The sequence below is a fragment of the Marinomonas sp. IMCC 4694 genome, assembly GCF_008122525.1.
In the GTDB taxonomy this organism is placed as follows: Bacteria; Pseudomonadota; Gammaproteobacteria; order Pseudomonadales; family Marinomonadaceae; genus Marinomonas.
Genome location: NZ_VSRV01000001.1, coordinates 2,078,217 through 2,094,133 on the forward strand (window position 1 = coordinate 2,078,217; position 15,917 = coordinate 2,094,133).

A 15,917-nucleotide genomic window follows, 5' to 3' on the forward strand; every position below is an offset into this window, starting at 1 on the left:
AACTGAATTAATACACACCTCAAGCACATCATTTAAATATATAGCCACTTTTTCCTTAACACACAGAAGTGCTGCGAAAGTCTCCTCAAATACGCTATTATTGTGATCAAATTGATTGCAACTCATTGAAAGTGTATTAAGAGAGAAGAAATGCTTGTCAGTAAGACAAAAATATTCGTAAAGTGGTTCGGTGTCATTCTTTGGGCTTGTTTTCCTCTCGCCCATGCCAACACGCCAATGGCGGATTATTTCACCGATGCTTGGTCGACCCAAGACGGCCTTCCTCACAACAGCATTAATGCCATCGCGCAAACCACCGATGGGTATTTGTGGTTTGCCACCTGGGAAGGTGTGGCACGCTATAATGGTCGTGAGTTTCTTTTTTTTGAACGCTCTTCTGATACCGGTATGATCGATTCTGGCACTCGCGCCCTAGTTACCGACAACGACAATGGATTATGGATTGCGGGTGCAAGGGGCGGCGTAACTTATCGACTAAACGACGAATGGCAACCTCAGCCTGTTGCACAAAGCATGGTAAACCATGTTCTTAAAGACAAAGCGAACAACCTTTGGTTGGCCATTGAAGGCTTGGGCGTTTTATATCGTCCTGGTGCAACCGCAACAGGTGAGGACCAAAAAGAAACATGGCCGCTACAAAACCTCAGCGCGTATCGTCTCCTTGAAGACAGCCAAGAAAGAATATGGGCCGCCACAGAAAAGGGTTTATTTCAGCTCAACAGCCAAGACAAACGAGAGCAATTAAGCCAACATGGTTTACCAAATCAGCATGTTAATGCAGTATTGGAAACGCAAGACAAACGCTTATTAATCGCCACAAATAAAGGAGCTTATGCGCTTGAAGGCGATCACATCACTTTGCTGCACCCCAGCCTGAAGGACGAAGCGATTTCATCGTTAATGGAAGATAATGAAGGTAATCTTTGGCTCGGCACCATCAACAAGGGCGTTTTACGGCTCAACAACGCCAAAATAGAAGCGTTAAATACTCAGTTAGGTCTACCTAATAATCGAGTAATATCCATGCTACAAGATTTAGAAGGCAGCATTTGGATTGGAACAAACGGTGGTTTAATGCGTCTGCGTAAAGCCCCGTTTACCACCTTTACTAAAGAACGAGGACTAATAGGAAATTATGTACGTAGTGTCATCGCAGTTGATGAGCATTCAATATTAGCTGGTTCCAGCGAAGGTTTGAGCCTGCTTGGAAAAGGCCGTGTTCGCAATGCATTAGGCAGTAGCGTGGCTACCATGTCCGTTCTGAGCTTTGCCAAACGACAGGCGGGTGGCGTCTGGGTCGGTACCTCTTTGAATGGTTTAATGATATGGGAAAACAATGCGTTAACGCCCTATCTAAACCAGATCAGTGGCTTACCAAGCGATGAGGTCAGAGCCATACTCGAAGACCGTCTCGGAAACCTGTGGATTGGCACCACGAATGGGCTAGTGAAACAAAACCAACGGGGTGAAAAACAAATCTTTAAGCGTGAGCAAGGCTTGCCAGACAATTACATCATGGCGTTAACGGAAGATGATCAAGGACATATCTGGGTTGGAACAGGCGTTGGGGTTGCTAAGTTAACCGAAAAGGGCTTTGATCCTATTCCTATTGCCACCCAAGAAGGTGCGGGCTATGCGTTCGGCTTTTGGGTAGAACCCGACTTTGTATGGATTGCAACGGATCGTGGGCTAATACGCTATCGCCAAATAGATGGCCATCTCAGCGTCATTGGTCGTCGCGCTGGGTTGCCTATAGACAAACTCTTTCAGGTCGTTCATGACGGCAATCATGGTTTATGGCTCACAAGTAACCGTGGTATTTGGCGAATTGATTACCAGCAAGCCCACGCGGTCGCAGATGGTCGTCTTATTAATATAGCGTTTGAACACTTTGCAGAACAAGATGGTATGGCGAGTGCTCAAGCCAACGGTGGATCAAACCCTGCGGCTGTCGCGATGGAAACCGGCCAACTGTGGTTTGCGACCGCAAAGGGTGTTTCTACTATTGATGGCTCTGGGCTTTCTCAAAAAAATGCCGTGCAACTGCCTGTTGTGATTGAATCCGTTATTGCCGATGGACAACATCTATCCCTACAAAAAAATACCGTATTACCTGCCGGTACAAACCGAATCACGTTTGATTATGCCGGTTTAGGCTATGTCCTGTCTTCGCGCATTGAATATCGAACTCGCCTAGTGGGGTTCGAAAATAGTTGGGCATTAAGAGACAAAAACACCTTGGCGGAATACACCAATTTACCACCAGGTGATTATGAGTTTTTAGTCAGTGCTCGGTATCCATACAGCGACTGGAATAATGCCATACAAACCTACAACTTTCGCATACTGCCTTATTTTTGGCAACGATTAGACGCTCAGATGGCGCTTGGCATCTTGTTTATTTCTCTGATCATTAGCTTGTTACGCTGGCGTTTACGTCGCTTGAGAATGAGTGAACTGCATTTAACGGCGCTTGTGGAGCAGCAAACCCATGCGCTACGCCAGCAATCAGAAGACTTTAAGCACCAAGCCAATGAAGACGATTTAACGAAACTGCCCAATCGTCGGGCTTTTGATAAATTGCTGAGTAAAAAATTCTTGAAAGCCAAAGAAAATAACACCCCATTGGCACTGGTTATTATCGATATTGACCATTTTAAACACATCAACGATACCTACTCTCACCTTATTGGCGATAAGGCAATACAAGCACTTTCCGCTCAGCTGAAACGCCTTGCCGGTGATACAATACACGTGGCCCGATGGGGAGGTGAAGAGTTCACCTTAATTGTAGAAGGGGTCGAAAATCACTCAATCGCTGCGTATTGCGACACAGTACGACAAGACATCGAAAACATCGACTACGCTTGCGTAGCGGCCAAGCTATCGCTGACTGTCAGCATGGGTGTTGCCCTAGTCAATCAAGTTGATCACTATGAAGATCTATTAAAGCTCGCAGACCAAGCGCTGTATCAAGCCAAAGACAGAGGTCGTAATCGAGTAGAAATTTGGCAGCCTTAACACTTAACAAGCCAAACTAACATAACGACGTTCAATCAACAAACACTTGGCATTAATGCAATACTTACGAACAATAACCGAGACTTAAGCCTTGGCTATTGTTTCACGTGCTGCATCCTATGCGTTCGCCCTATTTACTGACATCCGCAGTCGTGGTGCGAATCACTCGCTTCTTGCCAATATTTGAGCTTTGTCGTGCCACCAATGCCTGAATTGAACGTATTAGTTGGGTCGGTTTTTTGATAAAACTCGCGCAATGCTGACTTTGCAACATACTCATGGCCAACGTTATGCTCCGCTGGGTACTCCGCGCCGCGTAGATCATAACTGGCTAAAATTTGCTTTTTCACCGCTTTACCATCTACCCCTTTCTTCATAATGTAATTTTGGTGCATCACATGACAAAAGAAGTGGCCGTAGTACATTTTGACCGCAATCTTATCGTTGGTTTCTTGAGGCAGTACTTCAAACCAATCTCGCTCATTTCGAGGAAACGCCACATCAATGGTCATGATAGATCCCAAGCCCTTGCCGTTCATTATATGATAACGAGTCAATGCCCCACCCGTCACAAAACGATGTAAAATGGCCTGATCGGCTTCGCGCTCTGTGCAAGCAAAATAGCCACCTTGTTTGTCTTTGAAGAAGTGCTCTAAATAAGCCTGCGCTTCGTCTACACCTGCATTACTGGTTTCTACAATCCAATGATGCTCGTACTTTTCACGAAAATCTTCCATGCGTTTAGGTAAGTGATTGGGAAAAAGTTGACTCGCATACTGCATCATAATGTCGGAAAATTTATTGGGCATAAACTTTAATTTTCCAGCCCAGCGGTCTACCGTACGTTTCAATGCAAACATTTTTGGAATGTACTTAGTTCCGAGTTTGTCGATGACTAAAAAACTGTCTTTGCCGTATTTTTTACTGATGTCATAACTGCTGCTGTGCATGTATTCGCCAGAGACCGGCAAATTGGTAAACGTTGACAGCATATCTCGGCGCATTTGCTCCATCACAGCAGGATCGTTTGTACCAATGTAAAATACCTGATGTTTTTCAGGAATGGGAAAAGTATCAATTCGTACCGCAAACACCGCCAGTTTACCCGCACACCCAGAGGCTTCGTACAAACGACGCGGATCATTGTTAAAACGCGAAGGCGTATCGGCATCAACATCTCGAATACGCTCATGGTATTCATTGTCGGAACCACGTTTTTTAGGGAATTGAACATCTTTTTCTTGATATGTTTTGTTTTGTAAGTTTATAAGAATCGCTTCAGGATCAGAACCCAATTCAATGCCTAGGTTATTGACTAGCTGCAACTCACCCTCTTGCGTTACTTGAGCAAACAAAGACATTTCAGTATAAGCTGGCCCGCGCTGAACCAAGGCACCACCGGAGTTATTGCATACGCCGCCCACAATAGACGCACCAATACAGGAAGAGCCAATCACTGAGTGAGGCTCCCGTCCATAAGGTTTTAAGGTATCTTCTAAGCCGAATAAGGTACTGCCCGCAAAACCGATGATTTGCTTGCCTTGATCAAGCAACTGTATGTCATCAATGCGCATCGTACTGATGATCACGATGGGTCGGTCATATCCGCCACCATATGGCGTTGACCCTCCCGTTAATCCAGTATTGGCCGCTTGCATGATCACGATTACATCGGCTTTTACACACGCTTGTAAACACCGCCATATTTCAACCAAACCTCCAGGGCGCACAACCGCATACGCTTTGCCGCCACCAAGACGAAAACCTTGACTGTAGGGTTTAGTTTTATCTTCATCGGTTAATGTGTGCTGACTTCCTACAATGGCACTTAATTCAGTGGCCAAGTTTAGGCTGAAACTGGTGTCCGTCATACTAAAATACTTCGCAAGGTGTCGATAAAAGAGGTTTGTATAATAAACCTAACAAGCTATAAAAAACACTCTGACCACACAATAACGAATCATATTCATAAGCAAAGCTTATGCAAAAAAAAGCAAAAAGCCGCTCCCCCGAACGGCTTTTTGCTGACAGATAGCCAACTCATCAGAGCGGTTTATCCGCCGAACACTACTGTACGTTTACCATTCAAAAACACGCGTTTCTCTACATGACATTTAACCGCATTGAATAAGGTCACGCGTTCAATATCTTGGCCCTTAGCGATCAAATCTTCCGCATAATGGGCGTGATTAACCACCTGAATACCCTGCGAGATAATCGGGCCTTCATCAAGATCATTATTTACATAATGCGCCGTCGCACCGACCATTTTCACGCCTTTTTCCCACGCTTGGTGATAGGGACGAGCACCCTTAAAGCCTGGTAGTAAAGAGTGATGAATGTTAATGGCACGACCATCTAGGTACTCACACATACCGGGAGAAAGCACCTGCATGTAGCGAGCTAACACAACCAGTTCGGTATCGTATTGTTCTATCAATTCACGCACTTTTGCTTCCTGTTCTAGCTTAGTGTCGGCGGTAATAGGCAAATAGTAATAAGGAAGACCGTGCCATTTGGCCAAATCTTCTAAATCTGGATGATTCGAAATAATTACCGTCACATCAATATTCAATTGACCTGTTCTAAAGCGATACAGCAAATCATTCAAGCAATGATCATATTTTGACACCATGATCGCCACTTTAGGCTTGTGATCTGGCGCCGTTAATTGCCACTCCATTGAAAACGCCATAGCACGTTCGGAAAACGTATCGGCAAAGTGGGCTTCACTGAAGTTGACACTTTGTGGCAAAAACTCAATACGAATAAAAAATAATCCCGACTCTCTGTCGTCAAAGGAATGAATTTCATCGATGTAATTGCCCGCCTCGGCCATGTAACGTGTGACTACATCCACTGTGCCAATAATGCTCGGACAACGAGCCGTAAAAATCCAAGGTGCGATTTTTGTTTTCATACAATGTTCTCTTTATGTCTGGGCTGATGACACCCTGATTCGATACTCTTTACATTAGATCAATCAGGGTATAGGAGAAGATCCACCAACAGGATGAAACAAGTCGACTAGGCGGATTTTACAACCAAACCAAACTCACGACTGGCGTCTTGAATCCACAACCAAAGGTAATCAGCAAAACTGCGACGCACTATCAGCTCAAAATGCGTCTCACCTAAACGACGCATTACCACGCCACTTTTCGCAAAAAGAGTTGATACTACTTTTTCGACAGGAAAAACAGTGATGTGTAAATCAACCGGTACCGATTTTTTGAGCATATCAACAATATGATCACCGGATACATTAAAAACCGTCGTACCACCACTGATATTCACTAAAGAAAAATGCCCACTAAGCGACTCGAAAAAGTGTGTTTCCAACTCAAACGCACTGTCACCCGGCACACTGATCAGCCATTCATCTGGACCAACCCAACGAACAGACAATGTACCAAACGCTGAATCGTCATTGTCAGTAGATGTCAAGGGAGACATTGGCAAAGCCACACCCAAAATCGTCGCAATCTCATGTTGCTGAACCAACGACGGTGCGCAACGTAATGTTAACAAACCCAACAGCGCCTGCTCGTAGAAATGAACGCCTCCTGCTTGTGGTCCTTTCGCCGCAACACCAGCCAAATCGGCATGATGCAACGGACTTTCTCCGACCACGTCTAACGCTGAAAGAGGTGGTCTTTGTGCGGTGATCAATTTTTCTAATGGTGTTTCAAAGGTACTATCAGACATGTTGACGCTCCCCTTTTGGGTCTAAAAACACAGGGCTACAAATTTCAGCTTCGATCACACGACCATCGGCGAGTGGGTAAAAAATGCTTTCGCCCATTTTGTCTAAGCCACCTTTTACAAACCCCATCGCAACAGAGCGCTGCAGATTCGCACTCCAGTAACTGGACGTCACATGCCCGACCATTGGCATCGGAATAGGCGCTTTCGGATCCAGCACCCCTTGCGCACCTTCAGGCAATACCACGTTTGGATCTAGGGTCTTCAGCCCAACTAATTGCTTACGATCAGTACGAACGCAATCTTCGCGCTGCATGCCACGCTTGCCAATAAAGCTAAATGGCTTCTGCATAGACACCGCCCATGACATGCCTAGATCGAACGGATGTACGGAACCGTCTGTGTCTTGACCCGCAATAATAAAGCCTTTTTCAGCTCGAAGGATGTGCATGGTTTCCGTGCCATAAGGCGTTAAATTGAATTCAGCGCCTTCCTCGAACAGGGCCTTCCAAACGTGCATACCGTAGTTTGCCTGCACGTTAATCTCAAAAGATAACTCACCCGTAAAGGAGATACGGAACACCCGCGCTGGCACGCCGGCTACGGTCATTGGCTTCCAATCCATAAACGCCATGTTGCCTTTAGACACATCATAATCGGTGAGTTTTTCAAGTAATTTACGGCTATTAGGGCCAGAAATCGTCATGGTTGACCAGTGATCTGTCACCGAAGTGAAATACACTTCTAGCTCTGGCCACTCGGTTTGGTGATAAAGCTCTAACCATTCCAAAACACGTGCCGCGCCACCCGTTGTAGTGGTCATTAAGAAATGATTCTCCGCCAAACAAGACGTTACACCATCGTCGAACACCATGCCGTCTTCACCACACATCAAGCCATAGCGACATTTTCCGACCGCCAGTTTTGCCCACGCGTTGCTGTAGACACGACCAAGGAATTCACGCGCGTCTTTGCCTTGAATATCGATTTTACCTAAGGTAGAGGCATCCAAAATACCAACAGATTCTCGCGTCGCTACACATTCACGATTGAGACTTTCTTGCATGGTCTCATTGCCTTGCGGGTAATACCAAGGGCGCTTCCACAAGCCCACATCTTCAAATTTTGCACCACGCTCCAGATGCCAAGAATGCATCGCAGTGTAACGCTCTGGATCAAATAAAGCACCACAGTCACGCCCTGCAATGGCGCCAAACGTCACGGGTGTATAGTTTGGTCGAAAAATCGTTGTGCCGGTTTTGGGAATGGTTTGATTCAATATCTTCGCGGCGATCGCCATACCATTGATATTACCTAGCTTACCTTGATCTGTGCCAAACCCCATCGCGGTATAACGTTTCACGTGTTCAATCGATTCAAAACCCTCACGACATGCCAACTCAATACCAGCTGCGGTCACATCATTCTGATAATCAACAAACTGTTTTGGTGCCTGGGATGTGGTTTTGGTGTGTGGGATGTGGAACAACGCCATGGCGGCACCTTCCTCGATCATTTCCGCTTCAGGTAGGGTGATTTCTGAGACGGATAACCCCAACGCCGAGAGAGCATCTCGCGCCGCATTCATGCCTTCAGAAAGTGCCATTGCGGTTGTATATTGGCCGTTAATCGCGCCCGCTGTGAGCTGTTTTTGCACCGTAGCGCCCGGCGTAAAACCAACAATAGCGTCATTCCAAACGGGACGAGCACCAGTATGACAAGACAAATGAATCACAGGACTCCAACCGCCAGACGTGGCGACGGTGTCAGCTTTTATTTTCACAACGGCGCCGATAATCTTATCGCCTGTCTCATTCAGTGGCGCAATGGATACGCCAGTAACGCGCTTACTGCCATGCGCCTCAATCACACCAGAGCCAACCAAAATGCTAATGCCACGTTCACGAGCGGCATCAACAAATGTACCTTGTGGGTTCTTACGAGAATCGACAACCGCCACCACGTTACGGCCGGCATCGTGCCAATCGAGCGCCGTGCGATACGCGTTGTCGTTCGACGTCATCAACACCAAATCATTGCCTGGCGTGACACCATAACGATTAATGTAAGTCGACACAGCGTTCGCCACCATACAACCTGGTACATCGTTGTTGCCATACACCAAAGGACGTTCGTGAGCACCTGTTGCCAAAATCACCCATTTTGCCCGCACTCTGTGTAAACGCTGAGCGACTTGACCATGGGGGGCACGATCCAGTAAATGGTTCGTTAGATGCTGCTGTATGGTTAGAAAATTATGATCATGATAGCCATTCACCTGAGAGTGAGGCAGCATCATAACGTCTTTGAATGTTGCCAGCTCTTTTACAACTTCAGCGACCCATTCGACAGCCGGTTTGCCGTTCAGCCCTTCCGTGCTGCTCAGTAAACTCCCACCAAACTCATTCTGCTCATCAGCAATAATAACGCGAGCGCCAGATCGGGCGGCGACTAATGCAGACGCTAAACCCGCAGGTCCAGCTCCCACAATCATGACATCACAGTGTTGATTCACCTTATCATATTGGTCTGGGTCATTTTCTTTGGGCGCACGACCCAGACCCGCTGCTTTACGAATATAGGATTCATACGTTTGCCAAAAGGATTGAGGGAACATAAATGTTTTGTAGTAAAAACCCGGTGGCATCATTTTGCCACCGATTTTACCTACGTACTCCATCAAGTCCGTTTCAACGCTCGGCCAACCGTTTGTAGTACCCGCTACTAATCCGTCATAAAGCGATTGTTGCGTCGCACGTACGTTAGGAACTTGCGTCGCTTGCGTTGCGCCAATTTGCATAATAGCGTTAGGCTCTTCTGCCCCTGCGGCGACAATACCGCGCGGGCGACTGTACTTAAAACTTCGACCAACAATATCAATACCGTTCGCTAACAAAGCAGACGCTAAAGTGTCACCTGCAAAGCCGTTGTACTGCTTGCCGTTATAAGTAAATGTCAGCGTTTTAGAGCGATCTATTCGGCCACCAGTAGAAAGGCGATTAGACTGCTGTTTCAAATCTTGTGTCATTGTATCGCTCCTTAGTGTAGGTCGTTAGCCACAATAGATGGCTTTTCGCCCACCTTGTAGACTTCTTTGATTTCGTAGGTTTGTGTGTCGCGTGTGATGTTAAAAAACTTACGACAACCTGCCGAATGCACCCAAAGTTCATGATGGATACCGCGTGGGTTCTTGCGGAAATACATGTATTCGCCCCACTCTTTGTCAGTGCACGCATCGGGATCCAATGGGCGCGCAATGTGTGCCTGACCGGCCGCATGAAACTCTTCTTCCTCACGGTGTTCGCAACAATGTGGGCAATAAATATAAAACATGGTATTTCTCCTAAGTCGGCTTTGCCCTAATTAATGCGCAACACCCGCTGCGCCGTGTTCATCCACCAGCGCACCGTTATGAAATCGAAACATAGAAAAAGGCTTGGCTAATGGGTGCATTTCGCCTTTTGCTAATGACGCCGCAAATACATGACCCGATCCCGGCGTGGCTTTAAAACCGCCCGTTCCCCAGCCGCAGTTGAAAAACAAGTTCTTTACTGGCGTTTCGGTAATCAGCGGACACGCATCGGGGCAGGTATCGACAATGCCGCCCCACTGACGATTCATGCGCACTCGACTGAACACAGGGAACATTTCTAAAATCGCTTGAATCGTGTGTTCAATCGTCGCGTAAGAGCCCCGCTGACCGTAACCGTTGTAACCATCAATTCCTGCACCGATGACCAAATCGCCTTTATCGGACTGGCTGGCGTAACCATGCACATGGTTGGACATCACCACGGTGTCCAAAATCGGCTTGATCGGCTCGGATACCAGAGCTTGCAGAGGATGCGACTCTAATGGCAATTCAAAACCGCCCATTTTCGCCAAAACGCTGGAATTACCCGCCACGACGCAGCCTACACGATCGGCTCTAATATCGCCGTATTGCGCCGTACGAACACCAACAACAGTGCCATCTTCGATAATCAAATCTTGCACTTCGGTTTGCTGTATAAGATCCACCCCATGAGTATCAGCACCACGGGCAAAACCCCAAGCGACCGCGTCATGTCGTGCTACTCCGGCCCGAGGCTGCCAAGATGCCCCCAATACAGGGTAACGAGCGCCATCCGAACAATCCAAAACCGGTACAATCTCTTTAATTTGTTGAGCATCTAATACTTCGCCATCAATGCCGTTTAAACGATTGGCGTTCACCCGACGTTCAATGTCACGCATGTCTTGCAGCGTATGACCAAGATTCAAACAACCGCGCTGAGAGAACATCACATTGTAGTTTAGATCTTGCGACAAGCCTTCCCACAGTTTCATCGAATGTTCGTAAAGGTGCGCGGCTTCATCCCATAAGTAATTTGAGCGTACAATCGTTGTATTTCGAGCGGTATTACCGCCACCTAAAAAGCCTTTCTCGATGACAGCCACGTTCGTCACACCAAACTCTTTCGCTAAGTAATACGCCGTCGCCAAGCCATGGCCACCGCCACCCACAATAATCACATCGTATTTCTTTTTGGGGGTTGGATTACGCCACACCCGCTGCCAATTTTCATGATGGCTAAAACTGTGCTTTAACAACCCAAAGCCTGAATAATGCTGCATCAGATCAGCTCCCTTAAATGAACAATCGACTCTATCGATTATTGTGGTGTGGTTAAAAATATCGCGCCTTTCCGATACACACAAAATACTGAGTTCACCGGGGACGCTTTAGAAAGTTCGTTACAGTGATAATAGAGAGAAAAAAATCATTCCCTATGCTTGGAAGCGTCCAGCGTATGACAATTTGCGACAGAGACAAAAAGACGTTTTTAGAAAAGCCAATGAATACTAACCATGATAAGAATTATCATCGCTTTATTAGATGGCGCAGAGGTTATCTGTTAAATTATTCGTGGCTGAGCTATATGTGGCTGAGCTACATTGGGCTAGGCAGTGCAAGGCCTTATGGCTTTTGCACTAACATTGAAAACACAATGAATAAAGGCTTTGTAACGAATGATTCATGCACTGTCTCGTACTTTAGGAACATTCTTTGTGCGCAAGCCACCACCGAAGAATGTTATTTTTATTGGTATTGATTATGGGTGTTATTCACTGGCAACGTCATTATTAGAAAATAATGCTCGGGCAAAGCAAGTCATTCAGATCGTCGCCTTTATTGACGACGAGCCGTGGAATAACCGTACTCAGATTCAAGGTACTACGGTATTTTCTCCTAGTGAAATATCAGCCCTTGTGCGTAAGCGAAAGGTCGCTGCCATCATACAGATTCAAGGTGAATCACTCCGTATCGCAGACAATATTTGGGAAGATGTTTTAAACACGAAAGTAGACTTAATCACCCTAGATCAACACCAAGACACTGTGACGATGCGACAAGCGATCTATGATGCTTTGGAAACGAAGACCCAGTTAGTGCCATGAATCATTTATTCTTACCAAAAAAAATCCCTGCCAATGCAGGGATTTTAATAATCAGTATTGCTTAAAAAATGACTCGCTTACCAGCCAGTGATTTCTTTCAATGCGACACCGATATCAGCAAGAGAACGAACGGTTTTCACACCCGCGTCTTGTAACGCTGCAAATTTCTCATCCGCTGTACCTTTACCACCAGAGATGATTGCGCCAGCGTGACCCATACGCTTACCAGCAGGTGCCGTAACACCAGCGATGTAAGACACAACAGGCTTAGTTACGTTTGCTTTGATGTAAGCAGCCGCTTCTTCTTCCGCTGTACCACCGATTTCACCGATCATTACAATCGCTTCCGTCTGTGGGTCGTTTTGGAACATTTCCAATACGTCGATGAAGTTAGTACCAGGAATTGGGTCACCACCAATGCCAACACAGGTAGACTGACCAAAACCGGCGTCAGTTGTTTGCTTAACCGCTTCATAAGTCAACGTACCAGAACGAGATACGATACCTACTTTACCTGGCAAGTGAATGTGACCAGGCATGATACCGATCTTACATTCGCCTGGTGTGATTACACCTGGGCAGTTAGGGCCGATTAGACGAACATCTAAAGCATCACACGCCACTTTACAATCAAGCATATCAAGAGTCGGAACGCCCTCTGTGATACAAACGATAAGTTTGATACCTGCATTCGCCGCTTCTAGGATAGAGTCTTTGACGAAAGGCGCTGGAACATAAATAACCGACGCTTCTGCGCCTGTTTGCTCTACAGCTTCTTTCACTGTGTTAAACACAGGTAGTCCTAGGTGAGTTTGACCACCTTTCCCCGGCGTAACTCCACCGACCATTTTCGTTCCATAAGCAATCGCTTGCTCAGAATGGAACGTGCCTTGTCCACCAGTAAAACCCTGACAGATAACTTTCGTATCTTTATTGATTAAAATAGACATTATTATTTGCCCTCCGCAGCTTTAACTACTTGCTCAGCGGCGTCTTTTAAACTTACTGCAGCAATAATATCTAGGCCAGAATTCGCAAGTACTTCACGACCTAGCTCAGCATTTGTACCTTCAAGACGAACAACAACAGGCACATTTACGCCTACTTGTTCAACCGCACCGATAATCCCTTCAGCAATCATATCGCAACGAACGATGCCACCAAAGATGTTAACCAATACTGCTTTTACATTGCTGTCAGAAAGGATGATTTTAAACGCTTCAGCAACGCGCTCTTTCGTCGCGCCGCCACCCACATCTAGGAAGTTTGCAGGCTTGCCACCGTGAAGGTTAACGATGTCCATTGTACCCATTGCCAGGCCAGCACCGTTAACCATACAGCCAACGTTTCCGTCTAGTGCGACGTAGTTAAGCTCCCACTGTGCTGCATGTGCTTCACGCTCATCTTCTTGAGACGGATCGTGGAACTCTTGCATCTTCTTCTGACGGTAAACAGCGTTGCTGTCGATACCGATTTTGCCATCGAGACAATGAAGGTTACCTTCCTCTGTGATGACAAGAGGGTTGATTTCAAGCAAAGCGAAATCGTAGTCATGGAACATTTGAGATAAACCAAGAAATACTTTGGTGAATTGCTTAATTTGAGTTGGGTTTAGGCCCAATTTAAAGGCTAATTCACGTGCTTGGTAAGGCTGAGCACCGACCAAAGGATCGATGATCGCTTTGTGTATCAGCTCAGGAGTTTCCTCAGCAACTTTTTCAATCTCAACACCACCTTCTGTAGAGGCCATGAACACAACACGACGTGTTGAACGGTCCACAACCGCACCAAGGTACAATTCATTGGCGATGTCAGTGCAAGACTCTACAAGAATCTTAGTAACTGGCTGACCTTTCGCGTCTGTTTGATAAGTAACTAGGTTTTTACCGATCCAGTTTTGTGTAAATGCTGCAACTTCTTCATAAGAATCAACAAGTTTAACACCGCCGGCTTTACCGCGACCACCAGCGTGAACCTGAGCTTTAACAACCCACTTATCACCACCGATTTTTTTCGCTGCTTCTACTGCCGCTTCAGGCGTGTCTACTGCGTACCCTGTAGATACTGGCAGGCCGTATTCAGCAAAAAGCTGTTTAGCCTGATATTCATGTAAGTTCATTTGATTCTTCCGCTCATCTGAATGATTGACATAAGCTCTGCCCGTTAAGGCAGACATTGCCGACTCTCGTCGGCAAATCTAATTTTTATTAACGCTTTTTACGGTTTGCGATGTGAATCGCATGATTGTCTACCGCCAGCGCTGCTTCGTGTACCGCTTCACTCACTGTTGGGTGAGCAAAAACAGTCAAAGCAATATCTTCTGCAGTAGAACCGAATTCCATTGCAATCACTGCTTGAGCGATCAAATCCGCCGCGTGACCACCAATAATATGGCAGCCGAGAATACGGTCAGTTTCTTCACAAGCAATCATTTTAACGAAACCATCAGTGTCGTTAGCCGCCATTGCACGGCCTGACGCTGCAAAGGGGAATTTACCCACTTTAAACTTAACACCTTCTGCTTTTAGCTCTTGCTCATTTTTACCAACCCAAGCAAGTTCTGGGTGAGTGTAAATAACAGAAGGAATGCAGTCGTAATTCATTTGCGCTTTGTGACCCGCAATGATGTCAGCCACCATGACGCCCTCTTCTGATGCCTTATGCGCCAACATTGGGCCGCGAACGATATCACCAACAGCGAATACGCCAGGGACAGAGGTGCGGCACTGCTCATCAACAAATACAAAACCACGTTCGTCAAGTTTCACGCCAGAGTCTTCCGAGAAACAACCCTCTGTGAATGGTTTACGGCCAACCGCCACGATCAACTTATCGAACGTTTGCTTTTTCTCTTCACCCTTGGCGTCGAGATAAGTCACTTCAACTTCTTCGCCATTAATTTGGCTGCCAGTAACGCGAGCGCCCAGACGAATATCAAGGTGTTGTTTCTTGAAGATCTTAGCTGCTTCTTTGGCTAAATCTTGGTCACAAAGACTTAAAAACGAGTCCTGAGCTTCCAGTACAACCACTTCTGAACCAAGACGGGCCCAAACTGAACCCAACTCCAAACCAATAACACCCGCACCAATAACGCCTAGACGTTTTGGAATAGCGCGGAAATCAAGAGCACCTTGGTTGTCTACAATAATATCGCCAGTGCGCGGAGCAGGTGGAATATTAACGGGAATAGAACCTGTGGCTAAAATCACATTGTCAGTTTCAATGACAGTAACAGTACCGTCATGAGCGGTGAATTCTACTTTTTTGTTTGCCAGAACTTTACCAAAACCTTCGAAGCTGGTTACACCATTTGCTTTGAAAAGCCCAGTAATACCGCTGGTTAATTGGTCTACGATTTTGTCTTTGCGATTTACCATCGCATCAACATCCATAGATACATCACCCACACTGATTCCGTGAATACCGTAGGATTCTTTTGCATCATGGTATTTTTGTGACGAATCTAATAGCGCTTTAGAAGGAATACAGCCAACGTTTAGGCAAGTTCCACCTAGACGAGACTTATTCTCTTTGTCTAACCATTTTTCGATACACGCTGTTTTCAGACCCAGCTGAGCCGCTCGAATGGCTGCAACGTACCCACCAGGGCCGCCACCAATAACAACAACATCAAATTTATCAGACATAACATATCCCATTTTTTAGTCAAACTAAGCGGTGTATTTTCATTACCGCTCAGCATTCAATTCATACAAAAAGATGATACA

At 46.2% G+C, this 15,917-nt stretch carries 11 protein-coding genes; 2 read left to right on the plus strand and 9 right to left on the minus strand.

Translation table 11 applies throughout. The features are described 5' to 3' along the window. Positions 1-150: 150 nt before the first annotated feature. Positions 151-3,042, plus strand: a complete 2,892-nt coding sequence (locus FXV75_RS09475; RefSeq protein ID WP_148832851.1) for a ligand-binding sensor domain-containing diguanylate cyclase — start codon at positions 151-153, stop codon at positions 3,040-3,042. Positions 3,043-3,176: 134 nt separating this feature from the next. Here the strand turns inward: FXV75_RS09475 and dld are convergent, their stop codons facing one another. The 6 genes from dld to FXV75_RS09505 form a co-directional block, all read right to left on the minus strand. Continuing rightward, positions 3,177-4,913 carry a D-lactate dehydrogenase gene (gene dld / locus FXV75_RS09480; RefSeq protein WP_148832854.1) on the minus strand — a complete coding sequence of 579 codons (1,737 nt, stop codon included), beginning with the start codon at positions 4,911-4,913 and terminating at the stop codon, positions 3,177-3,179. Between the two features lie 182 nt (positions 4,914-5,095). Then, positions 5,096-5,962, minus strand: a complete 867-nt coding sequence (gene purU / locus FXV75_RS09485; RefSeq protein ID WP_148832855.1) for a formyltetrahydrofolate deformylase — start codon at positions 5,960-5,962, stop codon at positions 5,096-5,098. Between the two features lie 107 nt (positions 5,963-6,069). Continuing rightward, positions 6,070-6,750, minus strand: a complete 681-nt coding sequence (locus FXV75_RS09490) for a sarcosine oxidase subunit gamma (RefSeq protein WP_148832857.1) — start codon at positions 6,748-6,750, stop codon at positions 6,070-6,072. Beyond that, the gene (locus FXV75_RS09495) at positions 6,743-9,775 is read right to left on the minus strand and encodes a sarcosine oxidase subunit alpha (RefSeq protein WP_148832860.1); all 3,033 of its coding nucleotides are present in this window, start codon (positions 9,773-9,775) and stop codon (positions 6,743-6,745) included. Before FXV75_RS09495 ends, FXV75_RS09490 begins: the two co-directional genes overlap by 8 nt. An 11-nt stretch (positions 9,776-9,786) precedes the next feature. Beyond that, on the minus strand, positions 9,787-10,080 hold the full coding sequence (locus tag FXV75_RS09500; protein ID WP_148832862.1) for a sarcosine oxidase subunit delta: 294 nt from the start codon (positions 10,078-10,080) through the stop codon (positions 9,787-9,789). 30 nt (positions 10,081-10,110) lie between these two features. Continuing rightward, positions 10,111-11,364: a sarcosine oxidase subunit beta family protein gene (locus FXV75_RS09505; protein WP_148832864.1), complete on the minus strand. Its 1,254-nt coding sequence runs from the start codon at positions 11,362-11,364 to the stop codon at positions 10,111-10,113. 396 nt (positions 11,365-11,760) lie between these two features. Here FXV75_RS09505 and FXV75_RS09510 point away from each other — a divergent pair, with 396 nt between their 5' ends. Beyond that, on the plus strand, positions 11,761-12,189 hold the full coding sequence (locus FXV75_RS09510) for a nucleoside-diphosphate sugar epimerase/dehydratase (RefSeq protein ID WP_148832866.1): 429 nt from the start codon (positions 11,761-11,763) through the stop codon (positions 12,187-12,189). 77 nt (positions 12,190-12,266) lie between these two features. On the opposite strand, the gene sucD is transcribed toward FXV75_RS09510, so the two are convergent. The 3 genes from sucD to lpdA form a co-directional block, all read right to left on the minus strand. Further along, complete coding sequence (gene sucD / locus FXV75_RS09515; RefSeq protein ID WP_148832868.1) at positions 12,267-13,139, minus strand: succinate--CoA ligase subunit alpha; 873 nt, start codon at positions 13,137-13,139, stop codon at positions 12,267-12,269. Positions 13,140-13,141: 2 nt separating this feature from the next. Further along, the gene (gene sucC / locus FXV75_RS09520) at positions 13,142-14,308 is read right to left on the minus strand and encodes an ADP-forming succinate--CoA ligase subunit beta (RefSeq protein ID WP_148832870.1); all 1,167 of its coding nucleotides are present in this window, start codon (positions 14,306-14,308) and stop codon (positions 13,142-13,144) included. A gap of 88 nt (positions 14,309-14,396) precedes the next feature. Further along, complete coding sequence (gene lpdA / locus FXV75_RS09525) at positions 14,397-15,836, minus strand: dihydrolipoyl dehydrogenase (RefSeq protein WP_148832872.1); 1,440 nt, start codon at positions 15,834-15,836, stop codon at positions 14,397-14,399. Positions 15,837-15,917: the final 81 nt, after the last annotated feature.